General features: G+C 70.7%; 15 protein-coding genes and 1 tRNA gene. 7 read left to right on the top strand and 9 right to left on the bottom strand.

The window, feature by feature from the left end; all coding sequences use genetic code 11:
* Positions 1-624 precede the first annotated feature (624 nt).
* Positions 625-3,117: a Helicase associated domain protein gene (locus ACFWM2_RS32600; protein ID WP_383287791.1), complete on the top strand. Its 2,493-nt coding sequence runs from the start codon at positions 625-627 to the stop codon at positions 3,115-3,117.
* A gap of 677 nt (positions 3,118-3,794) precedes the next feature.
* On the opposite strand, the gene ACFWM2_RS32605 is transcribed toward ACFWM2_RS32600, so the two are convergent.
* Positions 3,795-4,046, bottom strand: a complete 252-nt coding sequence (locus ACFWM2_RS32605; RefSeq protein ID WP_383287445.1) for a type II toxin-antitoxin system RelE/ParE family toxin — start codon at positions 4,044-4,046, stop codon at positions 3,795-3,797.
* A complete protein-coding gene (locus ACFWM2_RS32610; protein ID WP_383287447.1) occupies positions 4,043-4,318 on the bottom strand; it encodes a type II toxin-antitoxin system prevent-host-death family antitoxin in 276 nt (91 codons plus the stop codon). The genes ACFWM2_RS32605 and ACFWM2_RS32610 overlap by 4 nt, the downstream gene beginning before the upstream one ends.
* A 991-nt stretch (positions 4,319-5,309) precedes the next feature.
* Between ACFWM2_RS32610 and ACFWM2_RS32615 the strand changes: the two genes are divergently transcribed.
* The 3 genes from ACFWM2_RS32615 (at position 5,310) to ACFWM2_RS32625 (ending at position 7,280) form a co-directional block, all read left to right on the top strand.
* The gene (locus ACFWM2_RS32615) at positions 5,310-5,651 is read left to right on the top strand and encodes a hypothetical protein (protein WP_383287449.1); all 342 of its coding nucleotides are present in this window, start codon (positions 5,310-5,312) and stop codon (positions 5,649-5,651) included.
* Positions 5,652-5,873: 222 nt separating this feature from the next.
* A tRNA-Met gene (locus ACFWM2_RS32620) sits at positions 5,874-5,947 on the top strand.
* A gap of 520 nt (positions 5,948-6,467) precedes the next feature.
* Positions 6,468-7,280 carry a TIGR02391 family protein gene (locus ACFWM2_RS32625; protein WP_383287451.1) on the top strand — a complete coding sequence of 271 codons (813 nt, stop codon included), beginning with the start codon at positions 6,468-6,470 and terminating at the stop codon, positions 7,278-7,280.
* Positions 7,281-7,403: 123 nt separating this feature from the next.
* Here ACFWM2_RS32625 and ACFWM2_RS32630 read toward each other — a convergent pair whose 3' ends face one another.
* Together ACFWM2_RS32630 and ACFWM2_RS32635 are read right to left on the bottom strand one after the other, a co-directional pair.
* Positions 7,404-7,871, bottom strand: a complete 468-nt coding sequence (locus ACFWM2_RS32630) for a GntR family transcriptional regulator (protein ID WP_383287453.1) — start codon at positions 7,869-7,871, stop codon at positions 7,404-7,406.
* A complete protein-coding gene (locus ACFWM2_RS32635) occupies positions 7,868-8,278 on the bottom strand; it encodes a hypothetical protein (RefSeq protein ID WP_383287455.1) in 411 nt (136 codons plus the stop codon). The genes ACFWM2_RS32630 and ACFWM2_RS32635 overlap by 4 nt, the downstream gene beginning before the upstream one ends.
* A 212-nt stretch (positions 8,279-8,490) precedes the next feature.
* On the opposite strand from ACFWM2_RS32635, the gene ACFWM2_RS32640 reads away from it, so the two are divergent.
* Complete coding sequence (locus ACFWM2_RS32640; protein WP_383287457.1) at positions 8,491-10,185, top strand: competence protein CoiA family protein; 1,695 nt, start codon at positions 8,491-8,493, stop codon at positions 10,183-10,185.
* 167 nt (positions 10,186-10,352) lie between these two features.
* Here ACFWM2_RS32640 and ACFWM2_RS32645 read toward each other — a convergent pair whose 3' ends face one another.
* The 3 genes from ACFWM2_RS32645 to ACFWM2_RS32655 are packed head-to-tail and all read right to left on the bottom strand — an operon-like array spanning position 10,353 to position 12,963.
* A complete protein-coding gene (locus ACFWM2_RS32645) occupies positions 10,353-11,591 on the bottom strand; it encodes a cytochrome P450 (protein WP_383287459.1) in 1,239 nt (412 codons plus the stop codon).
* Positions 11,588-12,235, bottom strand: a complete 648-nt coding sequence (locus tag ACFWM2_RS32650) for a TIGR00730 family Rossman fold protein (RefSeq protein ID WP_383287461.1) — start codon at positions 12,233-12,235, stop codon at positions 11,588-11,590. The genes ACFWM2_RS32645 and ACFWM2_RS32650 overlap by 4 nt, the downstream gene beginning before the upstream one ends.
* Positions 12,220-12,963: an isopentenyl transferase family protein gene (locus ACFWM2_RS32655; RefSeq protein WP_383287463.1), complete on the bottom strand. Its 744-nt coding sequence runs from the start codon at positions 12,961-12,963 to the stop codon at positions 12,220-12,222. Before ACFWM2_RS32655 ends, ACFWM2_RS32650 begins: the two co-directional genes overlap by 16 nt.
* A gap of 453 nt (positions 12,964-13,416) precedes the next feature.
* On the opposite strand from ACFWM2_RS32655, the gene ACFWM2_RS32660 reads away from it, so the two are divergent.
* Together ACFWM2_RS32660 and ACFWM2_RS32665 are read left to right on the top strand one after the other, a co-directional pair.
* Positions 13,417-13,683 carry a hypothetical protein gene (locus ACFWM2_RS32660; protein WP_383287465.1) on the top strand — a complete coding sequence of 89 codons (267 nt, stop codon included), beginning with the start codon at positions 13,417-13,419 and terminating at the stop codon, positions 13,681-13,683.
* 21 nt (positions 13,684-13,704) lie between these two features.
* Positions 13,705-13,941 carry a hypothetical protein gene (locus ACFWM2_RS32665; protein WP_383287467.1) on the top strand — a complete coding sequence of 79 codons (237 nt, stop codon included), beginning with the start codon at positions 13,705-13,707 and terminating at the stop codon, positions 13,939-13,941.
* A gap of 63 nt (positions 13,942-14,004) precedes the next feature.
* Here the strand turns inward: ACFWM2_RS32665 and ACFWM2_RS32670 are convergent, their stop codons facing one another.
* Together ACFWM2_RS32670 and ACFWM2_RS32675 are read right to left on the bottom strand one after the other, a co-directional pair.
* Positions 14,005-14,208 (bottom strand): cold-shock protein, encoded by a 204-nt coding sequence (locus tag ACFWM2_RS32670; protein ID WP_069934205.1) that lies wholly within the window; start codon positions 14,206-14,208, stop codon positions 14,005-14,007.
* Between the two features lie 419 nt (positions 14,209-14,627).
* Positions 14,628-15,983, bottom strand: a complete 1,356-nt coding sequence (locus ACFWM2_RS32675; RefSeq protein WP_383287469.1) for an MFS transporter — start codon at positions 15,981-15,983, stop codon at positions 14,628-14,630.
* Positions 15,984-16,606 lie beyond the last annotated feature (623 nt).

Genomic DNA, 16,606 nt, shown 5'->3' on the forward strand with positions numbered 1-16,606 from the left:
GTCTGCTACGCAGACACGACGCGCCGCTGCTACGCAGCGGGTGCTTTGGACGCCGACGGCGTCCCGGTTTTGATCCGCTACGCGGCTCAAAAGCAACTACAGTCGACATCGGGCCTGTAATGGTTGTTCTGAGTCTTAGTCGCTGACTCCCTCGGGTGGTTGCTCTCAAGACAAAAGCGGCTGGCTGCGGGGTTGGGGTGTCGCTGGCGCCTTCGTCTACTGGCTGATTGACGGTTGCTCAAGTAGTTGCAGTGTGGGCAACCAGTAGAGCAACCGTCAACGGGTTGCCCACTGTGCCCGCGATGGTTGCGACGGCCAACTGGCGCCGGCTTGGTGGTTGTTTGACTCCTTGGTTGGTTGCGCAACTGTCGAGGGGAAACCCTGCGGCGATCTCGGTTGTAGGAGTAGGTTGAGGTCTCCAGAGTACACGATTTTTGTTGATGCATCAGTGGGTAGGCTTTGGGGAAATGACCCGCTGGGTGTCACCTCTGATCAACTCGACAAGATCACAAACTGTGCAAGGCGGTAGCTGATGATGCTCTCGTTCGTGTCCTGTCCGAGGGGTGCCTGGTGAGCGGGCGGGGGGCGCCGGAGTGGCGTCACGTCGGGGAGCACATCGCCGCGGTGGCACGGGAGTTGCCGGCCGGTGTTCCGATTCCTCCGGGCGGGCTTCGGGCCTTGGGGGTCTCGGCGCCGGGGACCGGCAAGACGGCCGTGGGGTTCGGCACGGCGCGGACGGTGGCTCCTGGCGGCCGGGTGCTGTGGATGGCTCCGTGGCGGAGCCTGCTGGTGCAGACGGCGGAGGCGTGGCGTGCCGCAGGCTTCTCCGGGCGGGCGGTGGCGGTGGTCTCGCGGTCGAAGGCGGCGTTCTCGGAGTTTGGGGTGCGGGCCACGACGAGTCCTCCGCAGCTAGGGCTGTGGGCCGGGCGGGGGCCGGTGTGGGTGTTCGCCACCTACGACTCGCTCAGCTTGCGCCAGGAGGACGTTGAGGACGTTCCTGGACCGCTCGAGCAGGCGCTGCTGGGCGCGTACGGGCAGCAGTTGGAGCCGTTCGATCTTCTGGTCGCGGACGAGGCGCACCATACGTCGGGGGATGCGGCGAAGGCGTGGGCGGCGGTGCATGACAACACGCGGATCGTGGCGGATCGGCGGCTGTATCTGACGGCGACGCCGAGGATCTGGGCGGTACCGGAGGGCCGCCGAGCGGGTGGGGATGGCCGGCTCGTGGTGTCGATGGACGATGAGTCGGTGTACGGGAGGCGGGCGTTCACCTACGGGCTGGTGGAGGCGGTGGAGCGCGGGACGCTGGCGCGGTTCGAGGTCGACGTGCTGGAGATCGCCGATCCTGAACCGCCGGGGGCGGACGCGGACGATGAGGCGGTGCGCGGGCGCCGGCTGGCGGTGTTGCAGGCCGCGCTGCTGAAGCTGTCGGCCGAGGTGGGCGTGAAGTCGATGATGACGTTCCACAACCGCATCGTGGACGCGATGGCGTGTTCGCGGGCTTTCCCGGAGACCGCGGCGGAGCTGCACGCCGGCGATCCTGGGCGGTATCCGGAGCGGGTATGGGCGGAGTGGCTGTGTGGGGATCACACGCTTGAGGCGAAGCGGCTGGTCATGGACCGGTTCGGGAACGGGGTGGACGAGGAGGGGCGCGAGACGGACTTTTCGATCTTGGCTTCCTGCAGGGCCGTCGGGGAGGGGCAGGACATCCGTGGGCGCCGGGGAGTGGGTGGGGTGGCGTTCGCCGACTCCCGCGGCAGTGCCGTGGAGATCGTGCAGAACGTGGGGCGGGCCCTTCGTCAGCGGCCCGGCGAGGGCAAGGTCGCCCGCATCGTGGTGCCGGTGTACTTGCAGCCCGGGGAGAGGCCGGACGACATGCTGACGTCGCCCTCCTACCGGCCCCTGGTGGCCGTGCTGCAGGGGCTGCGTTCACACGGCGACGGCCTCATCGAGCGGCTGACGCTGCGCACCGAGCACACCGGCCGCGGAGACAGCGAGGACATCACCGGCCTGGACCCCCACCCCGTCACCCCGCCCAAGGCGAAGAACGCCGACGACGCGGACGACGGCAGCGGCGGTGACGGCCAGGACCAGGCCGAGGAGAGTCAGCGGCGCGCGGCGGAGATGTGGGAGCAGCTGCTGAAGTTCTCCACCCCCCGGGATCCGGACCTGATCGCGCGGTTCGTGGAGCGCCGGGTCCTGCTGCCCGACTCCGAGATCTGGCTGACCGGCTACGACCTGCTGCGCCGGTGGGTCGGCGAGCACGGGCACGCGAAGGTGCCGCTGACCGAGACGGTGCCCGGGCCGGACGGCGAGCCCTACACGCTGGGCGGCTGGGTCAGTGAGCAGCGCCGGGCGCAGCGGGAGGGGGTGTTGGCGCCGTGGCGGTTCGACCTGCTCATCGAGTTGGGGATGGTGTGGTCGGTCCATGACGCCGCCTTCGAGGTGTGGGTGTCCTGCGCGCGGCGCTACTTCGAGATGTACGGGACGCTCGCCGCTCCTCGGGAGGCGGTCATCGACGGCCGTGCGATCGGCGAGGCCCTGCGAAATTTCCGTAAGCCCGGCGGGCTGGGGAAGAACGCCGAGCGGGCCCGGAGGCGTGATGGGCTGCTGTGTGCGATCGACCCCGACTGGAACCCGGAGTGGCCGATCAGCTGGCAGCGCCGCTACGCCGGCCTGAAGACCTGTCTGGACGGCGAAACGACCCTGGCGGACCTCCGCCCCGGGATGCTCGTGTTCGGCGACGACATCGGCCTGTGGCTCCTCCAGCAGCAGAAGGACTGGGGCCAGCTCAGTGAGAAGCAGCGGCAGCGGCTGCTCGAGGTGGGGGTGCAGCCAGTGGTCCGAGGGGCTCTGCCTGCCGGGGCGGGCGGGGACGAGGTACTGCTGGCGGCGGAGGCCAGCATCTGGGAGCGCAACCTCACCGCGGCCCGCCAGTACCGGCAGCGGGAAGGCCATGTGCGGATCCCCCGGGATCATCGCGAGACGGTCGTGGACGCGGCAGGGGTGCATCACGTGCTGCGGCTCGGAGTCTGGCGCAGCAACACGCGGAGCCGCCGTGCGAAGCTGCCGAAGGATCAGTACGCGGAGGCCGCCGCGATCGGGCTGTTCGCCTGACCACGGGGCGGATCCTGGGCGGCCCGAGTTCGAGCAGATGGGGAGTCCGCGTGTTGCCCTGAGTGCAACTCTGTCGGGTTGTCGTCGAGTTGCGCTCAGGGCAAGTCGTTTACCGGTTGCCCTCAGGGCAAGGGGGCGGCGTCCCCGGCATCCGGTTCGGCTGGGTGCCGGGGACGCCGGTGCAGGGTGCCCGTCAGGTAGTAGCCAGTGAGCCGGGGCCGGCCCCCGACCTCGTGGTGTGGGCGTGCGGGGCCGGGAAGGCGCGGCTCGCGGCGGAGGCCGCGTGCAGGCTTGGTCGGCCGGAGGGGTCTCGTGCTGGTGACGATGCTGCTCGTCGGCATGTCGGCGAGATGGGGCCGCTGTAGATGGGCAGGGGCGGCACGCGGTGCGATCCGACTGGACGGTCGCGGTCGAGGGGCTCGCGCCTGCTGACGCGGCTGAGCAAGGCGCGCGAGGCGGCGCGGTGGCCTCTCGGTCGAGGTGCTACGGCGGTACGCGGGCTTCGGGCTGCCCTGGGCGAAGGGCCGAGCTTGGGCAGCGTGGTGGATGGGTGTTGCCCTGAGTGCAACTGCTGTGGGTGGTGAGGCCGCCGCGTTCAGGGCAACGCTCGTCGGGTGTTGCCCTGAGTGCAAGTCTGTGCCGGTTCCGGCGCCAACTGACCTGTGTCAGGGCGGGTTTCAGGGGACGCGGCCGACCTTCAGGACGAGCACGGTGATCGTCTCGTCCTCGGGCTGGTACAGGATGCGCCAGTCGCCCACCGGCATCCGCCAGTAGGCGGAGCCGCCCAGCTGCCGGGCCTCGGGCGGGCGGGGGTCGTCGGCCAGGGCGCGCACGGCGGCGGCGCACTCCTTGGCCCCTTGGGGGTCGAGCTGGCGCAGGCGGCGGAACTCGGTGGTGGCCTGGTGCTGCCACACCACGGTGTAGGTCACGACGCGGCGGCCTGCCGGTCCTCGGTCGCCAGTTCGGCCATGAACGCCTCGTGCGTCACCACCGGCCCGCCGGCGGCCTTGCGGGCCTCGGCGTCGGCGATGTCGGCCTCGTCCCGCAGGCGGCGCAGCTCGGCGAGTTCGTCGACGGGGATCAGGGCTGCGGCGGGGGTGCCGTAGTCGCTGATCACGATGGTCTCGTGGCCGTGGCGGACTCTGTTGACGAGCTGGCCGAGCTCGTCGCGGGCCTGCACCAGCGGGTACGTGTCATCCATACCCCCGAACTGTACACATTGGGTGGTGTGTACGGGATGAGTTGGTGAAACCGGATTCATTTCGCCGGCCTTTTGCGCGATGGAGGATTTCGCGACTGCGGTTCGGTTTGCTGGTCGCCATCATTTTCGTCACGGACTTTTCCGGCAGCTTCTCTCTTTAATTTTCCCGGCGGAAGTTTTCATTTCGTGGCGCCGTCGATTTTCCCGGGGGAAGATCCGGAAAGTTCTTCCGAATGTTCTGCTCCCGATTTTTCACTTCGGGTTTTCCGGGTCTGGGATTTCGATACACTGGCAGCCCCGGCGGGATTTCCCGCCGGGGCTGCCACGGTCCGCTCCGCAGGGTCCGAAGCCGGGAGCGGTTCCGGGGATCAGGAGGGTGCGGGCCGCCAGGAGGCGGCCCGCACTACCGGATCAGGACGAACACGATCCGTGCGATCTCCACCAGGAGCCGCACGAGGTCCGGCCACGGCACACGGCGCGCCGCCCGGGTGCGTACTTTTGTTCGGGGCATGGGTAATTCACCTCCTATGATGCCGGGAACGAATAGCAGCGTAGCGCGCGGGGAGACTGCGCTGTTAATGCCGCAGGATATTCGCCGGTTTCCGGCGGGGCCCGGGGCTTTTAACTGCCAACCGGAGGCCCGGCGTCGGCGCTGCGCGTGCCTGAAGCGGGTGCCGGCAGGTGGGCATACCGGGCGGGGCGCTGGTTCGCGAACCTCGACGCCCACACCGCCGATAGCGGCCGAAGACGTCCGGGTGTCCGTCCCCGCCGCGCCGCCGAGGACGGCGGCCGCGGTGCGCCCCGGACAGGCCCGCGCCCGCCGTACGCCGCCCTCCGGCTCCGTGACGTACCGGCAGCGCCGTCGTTGACCATGCGCAGCCCTGCGCCGCTCCCCCGCCGCCTGCCCGACCTCCCCGCTCCGGAGACGCCCGTGCCGACCCCCGCAGCCGAGACCCTGGTACGTGTCGACGCTCCCTAGCCCGACGGCTCGATGCGCCTGTACGCGGCGTGGACCGCCGACGGCGAGCCCCTGGCCGACCTGATCGACCGTCTCGCACTCGCGCGCAGGGTGGACGCCTGGTCGTGGATCGAGATCCTTCACCGCAACGCCCGCACCAGCCACCGCGACCGGATCGAAGTACGCGCCTACCCCCTGCGCGAAGTCCTCGCCGACGTCGAGGCCGGCCAACGCGGCTGCGAACTCCGGCGGGCCGACTTCGCCCGTCTCCTCGCCGACGACGCTGCCCGCGACGGACGGATCCCGCTGCCTGCGCCCGGCATCCCCGCCTGGGTCGGCGTCGGCCCCCGGCTGCATCACCAGCACCGGCAGTAGAACCCGTCCAGCTGGGGGACGGCATGGCAGGCACGACGAGCTGAAGGGCGGCGCCGTGTTCCCCAGCGACCTGACGCGCGGGGGACTGTCCGGCCTGGTGGGTCTGGCACCGAGGCTGGTGCCGGCCCGAGCGTCAGCGGGCGCGGGCCGTTCGTCCAGGCCGCGGCGCCCCGCGAAAATCCCCGCCACGGCCGCCCAGATCCCGTACGCTGGTGACACCGACGCGGGGTGGAGCAGCTCGGTAGCTCGCTGGGCTCATAACCCAGAGGTCGCAGGTTCAAATCCCGCCCCCGCTACGACGATCCGGCCCTCGGCGAAATCACGTCGCCGAGGGCCGGAGCCGTTTCAGGAGCAGCTTCCCCGGGCCGTACGCCATCGCGTCGGCCCCGGCGCGGACCGGTCAGGGCTGGTACTGGGAGCAGATCCCCCGTCGCCAGCCGCTCCCGCTCGGCGTCCGCCAGCGCCGCGGCACGGTCCTCGACCCGGGCAACGCCTCCACCTTCGGCGGCATCAGGAACCGCACTCCCTGCCCCAGCATGGATGCCCAGGCGTCAGCCGCATGGTCATCGTGAAGGACAAGGCCGACGCCCACAGCTCGTGCGTGAACTCTGGGGGGTACGGGCGGTCGTTCACAGACTCTCCTCGATCCTGGCGTGGGGCGGAGCGGCTGTCGGTTCCGCCCCGTTCACTCTGCCGTACCGCACTGACAGCGCGCGCGGGAACAGTCGACGGGCGCGCGGGAAAGGGGCAGCCGCCCGGCCCGCGCCCGTGTCATTCTGGCCGGTTGGCCATGAAACGAGGGGAAGTGGCAAGGACATGGCAGCGCATAGATTCGAGACGTGGCCCGCAGGGGTCGTCACGGCGGTGGCCGGTGTGCTCGGCGACACCGCGCAGGGGCTGACCGGACGGGAGATCGGGCAACTGCTGGCGGCCGTGAAAGTGCCGGACGCGGAGGGCGGCAACAAGCGGGACCGGCTGGCCACGGCGCTGCTGACGCAGCAGGCCCGCCAGCAGGCGGCCAACTGCGTGATCGCGTTCATAACCGAGGCGATGGCCCCCGTGCGCTACGCGCAGGAACCGCACACGTTCTCGCGTCGGTGCGACGACCTCAACGAGGTCCTCGTCCACGTCGGGCTGCGGGTCAACGACGAGGGAAGGCTCGCCAGGGGACCGATCGCGGCCACCCTCAACGAGGCGGCCAAGCATGCCAGTTCTCTGCGGTCGGAGCTGCGCCGCCGCTCCACGCATCCGGAGGTGCTGCGCTACTGCACGCTGGAGATCCTGGCCAAGAACCCCTTCCACGCCAGCCTGGAGGCAGTCAAGTCAGTGGCCGATCGGCTGCGGCAGCTCACCGGCCAGGGCCTGGACGGGGCGCGCCTGGTCGACGCGGTACTCATGCCCGGCCAGGGCCGGGCCCGGGTGGCCATCAACCCGAACGTCACCGGGCCCGAGCTGGACGAGCAGAAGGGACTGGCGAACCTGGTCAAGGGGCTGTTCAGCATGTTCCGCAATCCGGCCGCGCACGAGCCGCGGCTTCACCGCGCGGTCACCGACGAGGAGTTGCTGGAACTGCTGACCACCCTGTCGATGGTCCACCGACGACTCGACGGCGCGCACGTTACCCCCTGATGCCCTTCAGGGTGCCACGGCCAGCACCGTCGGGACGTCCGGCCAACCGGACGTGTCCGGCCCTCGTCAGCATCACGCCGCAGCCGATGGCCGTGAAGCGCTGGACGCGGCCGGTGACGTGACCTATGCGGCCAGTCGTCCGCCAAGACGGGCAGCCTGCCCGAGCAGGCGCAGCAAGGCATCCTGGGCCTCGGTGAGTTGGTCGAGACGGCGGACCAGTTCGGCGTATTCCGCTGTCGGCATGTGGGGCGGGTCGGCGCTCGCGGGTGCGGCTCCGGTGGCATCGGGGAGGGGAGGAAGGGGATCGGTGACGAAGGTTCCCAGGCCTTGAAAGGTACGGACGAGGCCTTCGTCGCGCAGGACCCGCACGGCGGCGCGGGCAGTCATGTTGGCGATCCCGTAGTCCTCCTCCAGGACACGAGAAGGTGGCAGTTGGTCGCCGGCCGCGAGTCGTCCTGCACGGATCTGCTGGCGCAGCTCATCGGCCAGAAGCCGGTAGGCAGGCCGGTCCGAGGACTGCGGCAGCCGGCGTGCCGCAGTCCTGCGGGTGGCACCCCGCGGTCCGCTGAGGACAGTCCGGCCAGTGCTCACGACGGGTCCCCGTCGAGGGCGGAACGCCGGGGGGCACGGTGGATCTGACTCTGCACCAGCTTGATCTGCTGCTCGCCGTAGGCGGCGGTCACACCCGAGGTGGTGTAGCCGGAGGCCTCGCCCAGTTCGCGAAGGGGATAGCGGCGCGGCGGATAGAACTCCCGGGCGTAGGCGAAGATCAGACGGATGCGGCGGTCGGCGGCCTCCTTCTGCGCCCGGGCCTGTTCCAGGGCCAGGATCAGGGGTTCGCCGTCCGTACCCATGGCGGCGGCATCGAGGTTGTCGGCGTACTGCTTGCGCAGGACTTCGATCTGCTCACGGGCGTCGTCGAAGCAATCGTCCGGAGTCACGCTTCCCGGTTCGGGCAACGGGTAGAGCACGGCGGCGAGTTCATGTATCGGATGCATTTTGCGATAATCGCAAAATTTTACATTGATCGCAAGATCTTTGGGTGTCCGTCCGCCCCGCCTTGTCCCAGCTTGGCTCCGCCGGGCATCACGCACCGGGGCACTCGGCTCCCCCACCCGTCGCAGGCAGCGTGGGGGAGACAGTCGCTTCCGTGGTTGTCTCACGGAGAGGGACACTGGAGATCACGAACCGGACCGGTGCGGGAGGTGGCGTGTCCCGGGATCAGCGCTTGGTGCAGACCGCGGTGATGGGCAGCGCGGAGTCGGAGATACCCGTCCTGCTGCCGATGCAGGCTGAACAGGCGCGCCAATACCGGCAGGCCCACGCCGAGGCAACGTTCTGGTGCGGGCAGTGGCTGGGCGGCTGCCGGGGCCGCCTGACGATCAAGGTCCCCGATGGCAAGGTCGCCCACTTTGCCCACATCCCCGGCCCCGGACGCGTCACGTGCCGCAGGACGTCGGTGGGCGTCTCCGGCGCCGACCACCTCTTCATCAAGCAGCAGATCCTCGCCTGGCTGGCCGAGCAGAACATCGCCGCCGCCGCTCGCCTGCCCGAAGATGCTGAACAGCTGGGCCGCGAGCTGCTGTTCGCGCCGGGCGGCCATGGCTGCCTGCGGGTCCTGCTGGAGCCGGACGCCGCGCTGCCCGCGGCCGAGGAGGGCACGCATCTGCTGCTCGGCCCGCACGTCGCGCACGATCCGCACCAGATGACCCTCAACGGCTACGTGCTGCGCATCCGGTGCGACACCGACGGCCCTGCGCGCCGCGTCATGATCGGTACCCAACTGCACGGCCGCACCGAGTGGTTCAGTCTGGACGAATGCAGTCTGACGCCGTGGGGACTGTCCACACCCGCGGTCGCGGAGATCCGCCGCCTGCGCAGCAGCAGCCGTTCCCCGGCCGCCTTTCCGCGCCGCACCACGCCGGCTCGCCCCGCAGCCTCAGTGCGGCCGGTGGCCGCGCCGCAGGCGCCGGACGACCGACCGGCGGCGTTCGACGCCCTGCGCAAGGTCATCGAGGACCAGCACTTCACCAGCAGCACACTGCGCCACTGCCTCGCCCATGCAGAGGCGCTCACCCACGGCGGCGCGAGCGCCGAGGAGAACGACCTGCTCCGCCACGCCGCCGACCTGCTCCTGGCCAAGGACCGCGGAGTCGGTGCCCCGCCCGTTGCCGCGCCACGGCGCGGGCGCGTCTCCCGGGCCGGGCGCACGAGCAGGAGCCCGGCCGGGCAGGCGGCCGAGGCGGTCGCCGACCTCCTGGACACGCTCGACCGACGCCGCACCCATCTGCGCCCCGGCGAGCAACAGCGCCTGGTGGCCCGGCTGCAGGAGAGGGCAGGCCAGGCCGGGTCCTGGCTGACCCGCCAGCAGCGCCGACAGATCTCCGCCTGGCAGCAGCGCACCCAGCCGTCCGCACCGCCCGCCGCACCGAAAGCGGCACCTGCTGCACGAATCCCTGTTCTGCCGGCAGCCGCCGTGGAGACCCCCGCCCGCCCCGCAGCGGCACCGGAGCGGCGCAAGCGCCGCGGGCCGGGCCTCCCCTCCGTCCCCGTCGGCGCCGACGCCGTGGCGGACGCCGCGCGCGATGTCCTCGAGCACACCGCCCGGCTCGGCGCGACCATCACCTGGGATCAGCTGTGCGCGCAGGTCAAAGGACTGGCCGAGCTGGGCGAGGAACAGCAGTGCCGGGCCCTGGAGTTCGCGTCCGCCCGCTCCCGCTCCACCCGCCCGCTGGCCCTCCTGATCACCACCGGCAGCCAGACGCCGCGCCCGCACTACCGGCACCTGGCTCAGGCGGGCGACGGCAACGGCGCCCGGACAGCCTGGCAGCAGGCCGTCACGGACATCCACGCCTCCTACCGGCCCGGCCTCCCGCCGCCCGGCGCCCGCCCAGGCGGCAGTTGAGAGTGACGCCGCGTTGCGCTGCCAAGTCTCGTCCACCGGCCTCACACCGGTCCGGTCGTCGGCCTGGGCACGTGGAAGCGGCCCGAACAGACCTCCGAGGCCTGCTGCTGGACGCCCTGCCGGACCAGTCGGCGGCGAGGTCCCGCCCACCGTCCACCACGCGGTCTCTACACCTTTCCCGGGCTCCGGGCTTCGCGCCGACTGCGCGCGTGCCGGGGGACGGGGTCAACCCATACGGGGAGCAGGGCCGGGCCGTGGAAGATCCCGGCTTGTCGGCCGAGGGATCGGGCGGGCTCGGCGAGAGCGAGACGAGGGATGCGGCGAGCGAGCACGGCCAGGACCGTCTGGGCCTCGAGACGGGCGAGATGAGCGCCGAGACAGAAGTGGGGTCCGTGTCCGAAGGCGAGACTCCGCCCGCCCGGAGACCGGGCGAGGTCGTAGCTGTCTGGGTGGGGCCAGCGCCTGGGGTCGCGGTCGGCCGCTCCAAGGCTGAGCAGGACCCGCTGGCCGGCGGGTATGAGGGTGCCGCTGATGGTGACATCGGTCGTGCTGTAGCGCGTGACTCCGAGCGTCACCGGCCCCTGCAGTCGCAGGAGTTCGTCGACGACCGCCGGGATGAGGGAGGGGTCGCGGGTGAGGGCCCGATACCGCGCCGGGCGTTCCAGCAGCCACAGGAGGATGCTGCCGATGAGCTTGGCGGTTGTTTCATAGCCAGCGATCAGAAGCAGCACGCTCGCATCGACGGTCTCCCTGGCGGTCAGAGCGCTGTCCCGGAGGAGCGTGCTGGTGAAGGTGGCGCCGTCGGCGGGAGTGTCCTGGACGTCGATGAGGTTGCCGAGGCGACCGCGCAGTTGCTCACGCACGCGGGGATCCGTGCTGGGGTCGAGCAGGCGCTGAGCGAGTCGGTGAACGTCGTCCCGGTTCGTCTGCGGGACACCGAGCACGTCGCAGATGACATGGAGGGGCAGGGGAAGCGCCAGGTCCTGGACGAGGTCGGCGGCAGGCTGTCGTTTCAGGCGGTCGACGAGTTCGTCGGTCAGGGCCTGCACGCGCGGACGGAGGCCGTCGACACTCCGTGGGGTGAAGGGGCGGGCGAGGATTCGGCGCAGCCGCATGTGCTCCGGGCCGTCCAGTCCCATCAGTGAGACCTTCACGGTGGACCGGCCCGCACCGCCCCCTCCGGGATGCAGCCAGCGGTCGTTGCTGCTGAGTCTTGGGTCGGTCAGCGCGCTCTCGACATCGGCCGCGCCGGAAACGAGCCACGCGGGCACACGGTTGTGCAAGGCCACCCGGACCACGGGGCCGTGCCCGCGCAGTTCGGACAGGCGCTGGTGGAGGTCGGGCCTCGGATGAAGGTCAAGGTGCGGGTACGTGCCGGCCGGCATGGCCGGTGAAGGGGCGGTCACCGCAGCTCCCGAGCAGTGGCCGGTATCCGCTGGATGCCTGTGGGGGTGGGGAGCCGGGTGCGGGAGGCGAGAGTGTCCAGGAGCCTGGCTGGGTCGTCGTCGGCCAGCAGCAGATCCTCCAGCCGCAAGTGGTCGTGGTGGGCAAGGAAGCCGCTGTCCGCTGCCGTGCGGACAAAGTTCACGAGAGGTGTGTAGTAGCCGCGGATGTTGAGAAGGCCGACGGGCCAGGTGCGGGAGCCTAGCGCGGCACTCGCCCACACGTAGGCGAGTTCGTCGAGCGTGCCGAACCCGCCGGGAAGCGCGAGCACGGCGTCCGCCGCCTCGATGAGCCGCCTCTTGCGGGTGGCCATGTCCGGCACGATCTGCAGGACGGTGAGGCGGGAATGGACGATGTCGGGGGAACTGAGAAACTGGGGGATGATGCCGGTGACATGGCCTCCGGCGGCCAGGGCAGCATCGGCGAGGGCGCCCATGAGACCGAGCCGACCACCGCCGTAGAGGACATGGATCTGATGCTCGGCCAGGAGCCGGCCCATCGCCGTGGCGGCTCGCAGGTACTCGGCAGACGCCGGGGCTGCGCCGCAGAACACCGTCACCCGCAACTGCCGCGCCGCAACAGCGTGGTGGGTCAGGTCCGGTACCACTGGACTCCTTCGGCGAAGTCGTGGAGGGCGGGCAGGGCCGCGGCGATCGCCGCACGCTGCTGGCATGAGTACGCCAGGTGGCCGTCCCGGATCCGCCCGCTCAGTTCGTAGCGCCACAAGCGTCCGTGAGGGCCCGTCAGCTCGCGTGCCGAGAAGCCCTGCCGTTCGCACAGGTCAATCGCCTCCCGGTACCCGAGCACCTCGGACGCGTATTTAAGTGCCAGCGGGTCATCCCACAGGGCAGCAAGGTCGTCCAGCAGGGTGCGCGGGCCGGCCGGGTCGGCGCCGTAGCCGAGCATCTGCTCCACGCGTGAGGCGACCTTCTCCTCGTACCGGCGTGCGCTGCTCTCTTCGCAGACCGTGACGCGGACTGTCCAGCCCTCGCGCCAGTCCGTGCGGATGGCGAGCTCGTGCAGCATCGAGATCGATCCGCCCTCCATGGCCAGCGTGGTCACGCCATCGTCGAGCATCTGCTGCTGCGTGCGGACCAGTTGATCGACGGCGGTACTGGCGGAGATCGGGCCATGAGAGAGGGGACGGGTGTCGAGGTACACGCGCTGCGTGCCCCCCAGTTCCTCCGTAAGGGGACGGCCGGAGCCGACAGCGATCTCGGGATGGCACTGGATGCGGTCCAGGGCGATGACCGGGCAGCCGCTCGTGACAGCCACTGCGACGGCAAGGCGGGTCTTGCCGATGGCGGTGGGGCCGATGATGAGGTGCAACCGCATCGATGCTGCCTCTCTTTGAGGGCTGTGGGAGGGACGGACCCTGCCAGCGGGCCCGTACCGTGAGGAAGCTGCCGGTCAGGAGCCAGAATGTTCGGCAGCGCGGGGTCCCCCGGGCTTCTCGCCGGGGCCCGGTTCTTGTGGTCGGGGTGCCGGGCAGTTCCGAGGCAATCAGGCGTGGCTGACGCCGAGCGCCTGGTGCCGGACACCGTCCCATCGGCTGCGGCAGCGTCCTGCCTGGCGCTCCCGCGCGGCGGGATCGTCCGGATCGGCCAGGGCGGGCAGCGGAGCGCACCGGTTGTTCTCCCGGGTCGTCCGGCGGGTGCGGGTCTTGACGATGGCGTCATGCCCGCGGGCGGCGGGTGCTCGTGCGGGTTGTCTCCCGCCGGGCGAGACCGGGCGGCTATCCTGGGGGCAGCAGCGGCGTGTGCCGACGACTTCGAGGCGGTTGTGATCATGGGTAGCGACGATTGGACCCCGGACTCCATCGCTCATTCCCTGCCGGATGCCGGCATGCGCATGGAATTCCTGCGGCAGCTGAACACCACGCCGTTGTCCGGGCTCGCGGCGCTCGGCGAGAAGTGGGTCAAGGTCATCACGGAACTCGAGGGCGCCGTCGAACGCGGTCGTGCGCTGCACGTCTACCAGCGGGAGCACGGCGGACAGCTGCCCGCGGAGTACACCGACGTCACCGAGCTGATCGTGGAGAGCCGGGCTGCCTGAACCATGATGTACCGGCTCTATATGGACTCCACCCTCCACGCCGTATACCGGGATCTTCCGGACAAGGCGCGCGCTCGGGTCGCGCAGTTCCTCCTCGACTCGGTCAACGATCCCCGGGCGGCCACCAGCCCGTACGGGGATGTCGACGACGGGCTGATGAGGCTGTGGGCCGCGGGCGACCTCGCCGTGGTCCTCCTGATCGGGGACCAGACCCGGACCATCACGGTCCTCAGCATCGCCTACGCCGGGCTGGACTAGCGCCCGGCGATACGGATCAGGGCCCGGAGCAGGTGCTTCCGGGCCCTGATGACGTCCGGGGGGTCAGGCAGGCGTGATGTTCTCCGCCTGCGGGCCCTTCTGGCCTTGGGTGATGTCGAAGGTGACCGCCTGGCCTTCCTGCAGCTCACGGAAGCCGGAGGCGTTGATGTTGGAGTAGTGCGCGAAGACGTCCGGCCCGCCGCCGTCCTGCTGGATGAAGCCGAAGCCCTTTTCGGCGTTGAACCACTTGACGGTTCCGCTGGCCATGCTGGTGCCTCTCAGTCGCTGTCAGGAGCCGCACCGCGCGGCCCTGGAGGTGATCGCCCTGGTCCGGCACTGCACAGCAAAGCGCCCGCGCCACAGCGCGGGCAGGTACTGCGAACCACGACATCTGGCAGCGACGCTACACGGCAAAACTATCCCTCACCAGAGCAACAGTCGCAGCCCTCACCAGGCCACCGGCACTCCCCTGTAGGCCAGTTCGGAGACTGGTCGGTGCCACGGTCTGAGGCCTCCGCGCCGGCTCGAGGAATCCACGGAGGCCTGCACCGTGTCCGGCGGCTCGTGCGGCAGAGCGGTCACCTCGACGGTGTCGGGTCGTCGTCGCGGGGCGCCGAGGCCAGACCGTGGAGGTGGGTCGGGGTCGGTCCACCAGTGGGTCACGTGCAGCCCCCACGTCCGTCAGTTCACCGGCCAGTCGGGGGCATCTGCGTCCGCGAGGACGAGCGGGTAGGCGGCGACGATGCTCGCCAGAGGGGCGCGGAGGGGGCTCCAGGAGAGTCAGGCGTCCGGGGTGGGCAGGGCGGGCTGGTCAGGGCCTTCAGCGGGCGGCAGGCGGCGGCTCCGGCCAGACCGCAACTGGTCAGGGCCAGGGAGACCAGGAGATGGCCGCCAGTGGCCAGACACCATCCCGCGAGCAAGGGGGCCAGCAGTACGGCGGTGGCCAGGGCGGTCCCCCCGATTCCGGCGTACAGGCCCAGAGAGTGGGAGGGCGAGATCCTGTTGAGGACGTCGGCCGCAGCAACGAAGGCCACGATCTCGCCCGGAACGGCCAGGACCACGGCGGCGGCGTAGCCCGTGGGGGTGGAGGCGAATCCGGCCGATCCCATCCCCGCGCCCAGCACGACGGCTCCGGCCGCGAGCAGGCCGACCATGGGAGAGGGGCCGGCGGCGCGGCGTGCCAGCCAGCCGTTCATCAGGGGCGAGAGGATCAGCACAGCTGCGGCGCCGGCGGCCTGGGCCCATCCGTAGGCGGAGGCGGGCAGGCCGTCCTCGGACATCATCAGGGGCAGGACCGAGAACAGAGCTGTGACCGGCACGAAGGCGCAGACACTCGCGAGCCACAGCAAGATCAGCCGGATGTCGCCGAAGGCAGCCCGGTAGCTTCCGGATGGACCGGCAGTACTGGTCCGGTGGGCACGCGGGGAGACGGCCTTCAAGGCGATGAACGCGAACACGGCGCACACCGCGGCGTTGAAGAGGAAGAGGGCGGGGAAGCCGAGCGGGGCCGCGAGTGCGCCCCCGACAGCTCCGGTGGTGGTGGCGCCGAGATTGGTGGCGAAGTGCCGCCACCCGGCGACGCGGGCCCGGGTGGGCTCGTCGGGGACGGTCTCGGCGATGACGGCAGACACGATCGGTCGCGGCGAGTCGTAGACGAGTCCGGCGACGAAGGACGCCGCCGACAGGGAGACGACGGTGTGGCTCTGCGCCAGGACGGTGAAGGTGATCGCGGCCGTGGCCATGGCACCGGCGAGGGTGGCCCGGCGCCCGATGCGGTCGGCAAGGACACCGCACACGAGCTGGCCGGCGAGCCATCCGGCGCCGAACAGAGCCAGGATCAGGGTGGTGGTCTGGGCTGCGACTTCGCGCGCGGAGAGGTGGTAGGCGAGGTAGGGGTAGACGAACCCGGCGGCCCGGACAGCGAAGGTTCCTATCAGCAGTGCCCAGACGGCAGCAGGCCACGCCCCGGCACGGACTGCTCGCGGTGCCGCTGGGGCCGAAGACGATGGGACAGCAGAGGCTGGGGCTATAACAGGCGGCATGGGGCCTCCGCTGGTCTCGAAGTCGCGTTCTGCCCGGATTCAGGGACGGCCGGTAGGAGCACAGGCAAGGAAGCCAGGTGGCCGCGGCTGTGTCGGGCAGGCTGATCTCAGCAAGGGGCGCCCGCGATAGCCAGGGGCAAAACGTTACATACTCTCCCCTTCCCGACGGGTGGGAGGCGAGTTCCGCCGCTGGTCCGCCGAGCGGGTTGAACGGGCTCCCGGACGGCTGGGCGGGTCCGCTCGGCGGTACGCCGAGCGGCCGGTGTCGGGCGGACACCTCCGACGGCGTCGCCGGAAACTTCCGGGCTCTGGGCCCGCGCGGGGCCGGAAGGTCTGCCCGCCCGCTGGTGCTGTGCGGGCGGTGCCCGCAACGTGTGGCTGCGCCCTTCCGGGCCGGCTTGGGCCTCGAAGTCCTGGGCGTCCAGCGACGTTCCGCCGGCCGGGACGCGCTCAGCGGTCGCTGTCCCGGGCCCTGGGCAGCCAGGCCTCGTTCCTCTTCCGCGGACAGCGGGTTCTGCACTGTTGACCTCAGCCATGTCGTCGCCTGCGACACTGGCGGGCGCGCCGACTGCGGCGCCTCCATCCAGGTCACACCGGGCGGTCCGGCCGCCCGTCTTCCCCAG

Origin of the sequence: Streptomyces sp. NPDC058371, assembly GCF_042723265.1 — a bacterium.
Taxonomy (GTDB): domain Bacteria; phylum Actinomycetota; class Actinomycetes; order Streptomycetales; family Streptomycetaceae; genus Streptomyces.

Bases quoted from the DNA above. Each gene is read 5' to 3' on its own strand.
- ACFWM2_RS32625 (WP_383287451.1), top strand. From the start codon at position 6,468: ATGGCAGCGCATAGATTCGAGACGTGGCCCGCAGGGGTCGTCACGGCG.
- ACFWM2_RS32610 (WP_383287447.1), bottom strand. From the start codon at position 4,318: ATGGATGACACGTACCCGCTGGTGCAGGCCCGCGACGAGCTCGGCCAG.
- ACFWM2_RS32660 (WP_383287465.1), top strand. From the start codon at position 13,417: ATGGGTAGCGACGATTGGACCCCGGACTCCATCGCTCATTCCCTGCCG.
- ACFWM2_RS32675 (WP_383287469.1), bottom strand. From the start codon at position 15,983: ATGCCGCCTGTTATAGCCCCAGCCTCTGCTGTCCCATCGTCTTCGGCC.
- ACFWM2_RS32665 (WP_383287467.1), top strand. From the start codon at position 13,705: ATGGACTCCACCCTCCACGCCGTATACCGGGATCTTCCGGACAAGGCG.
- ACFWM2_RS32655 (WP_383287463.1), bottom strand. From the start codon at position 12,963: ATGCGGTTGCACCTCATCATCGGCCCCACCGCCATCGGCAAGACCCGC.
- ACFWM2_RS32670 (WP_069934205.1), bottom strand. From the start codon at position 14,208: ATGGCCAGCGGAACCGTCAAGTGGTTCAACGCCGAAAAGGGCTTCGGC.
- ACFWM2_RS32635 (WP_383287455.1), bottom strand. From the start codon at position 8,278: ATGCATCCGATACATGAACTCGCCGCCGTGCTCTACCCGTTGCCCGAA.
- ACFWM2_RS32615 (WP_383287449.1), top strand. From the start codon at position 5,310: ATGCGCCTGTACGCGGCGTGGACCGCCGACGGCGAGCCCCTGGCCGAC.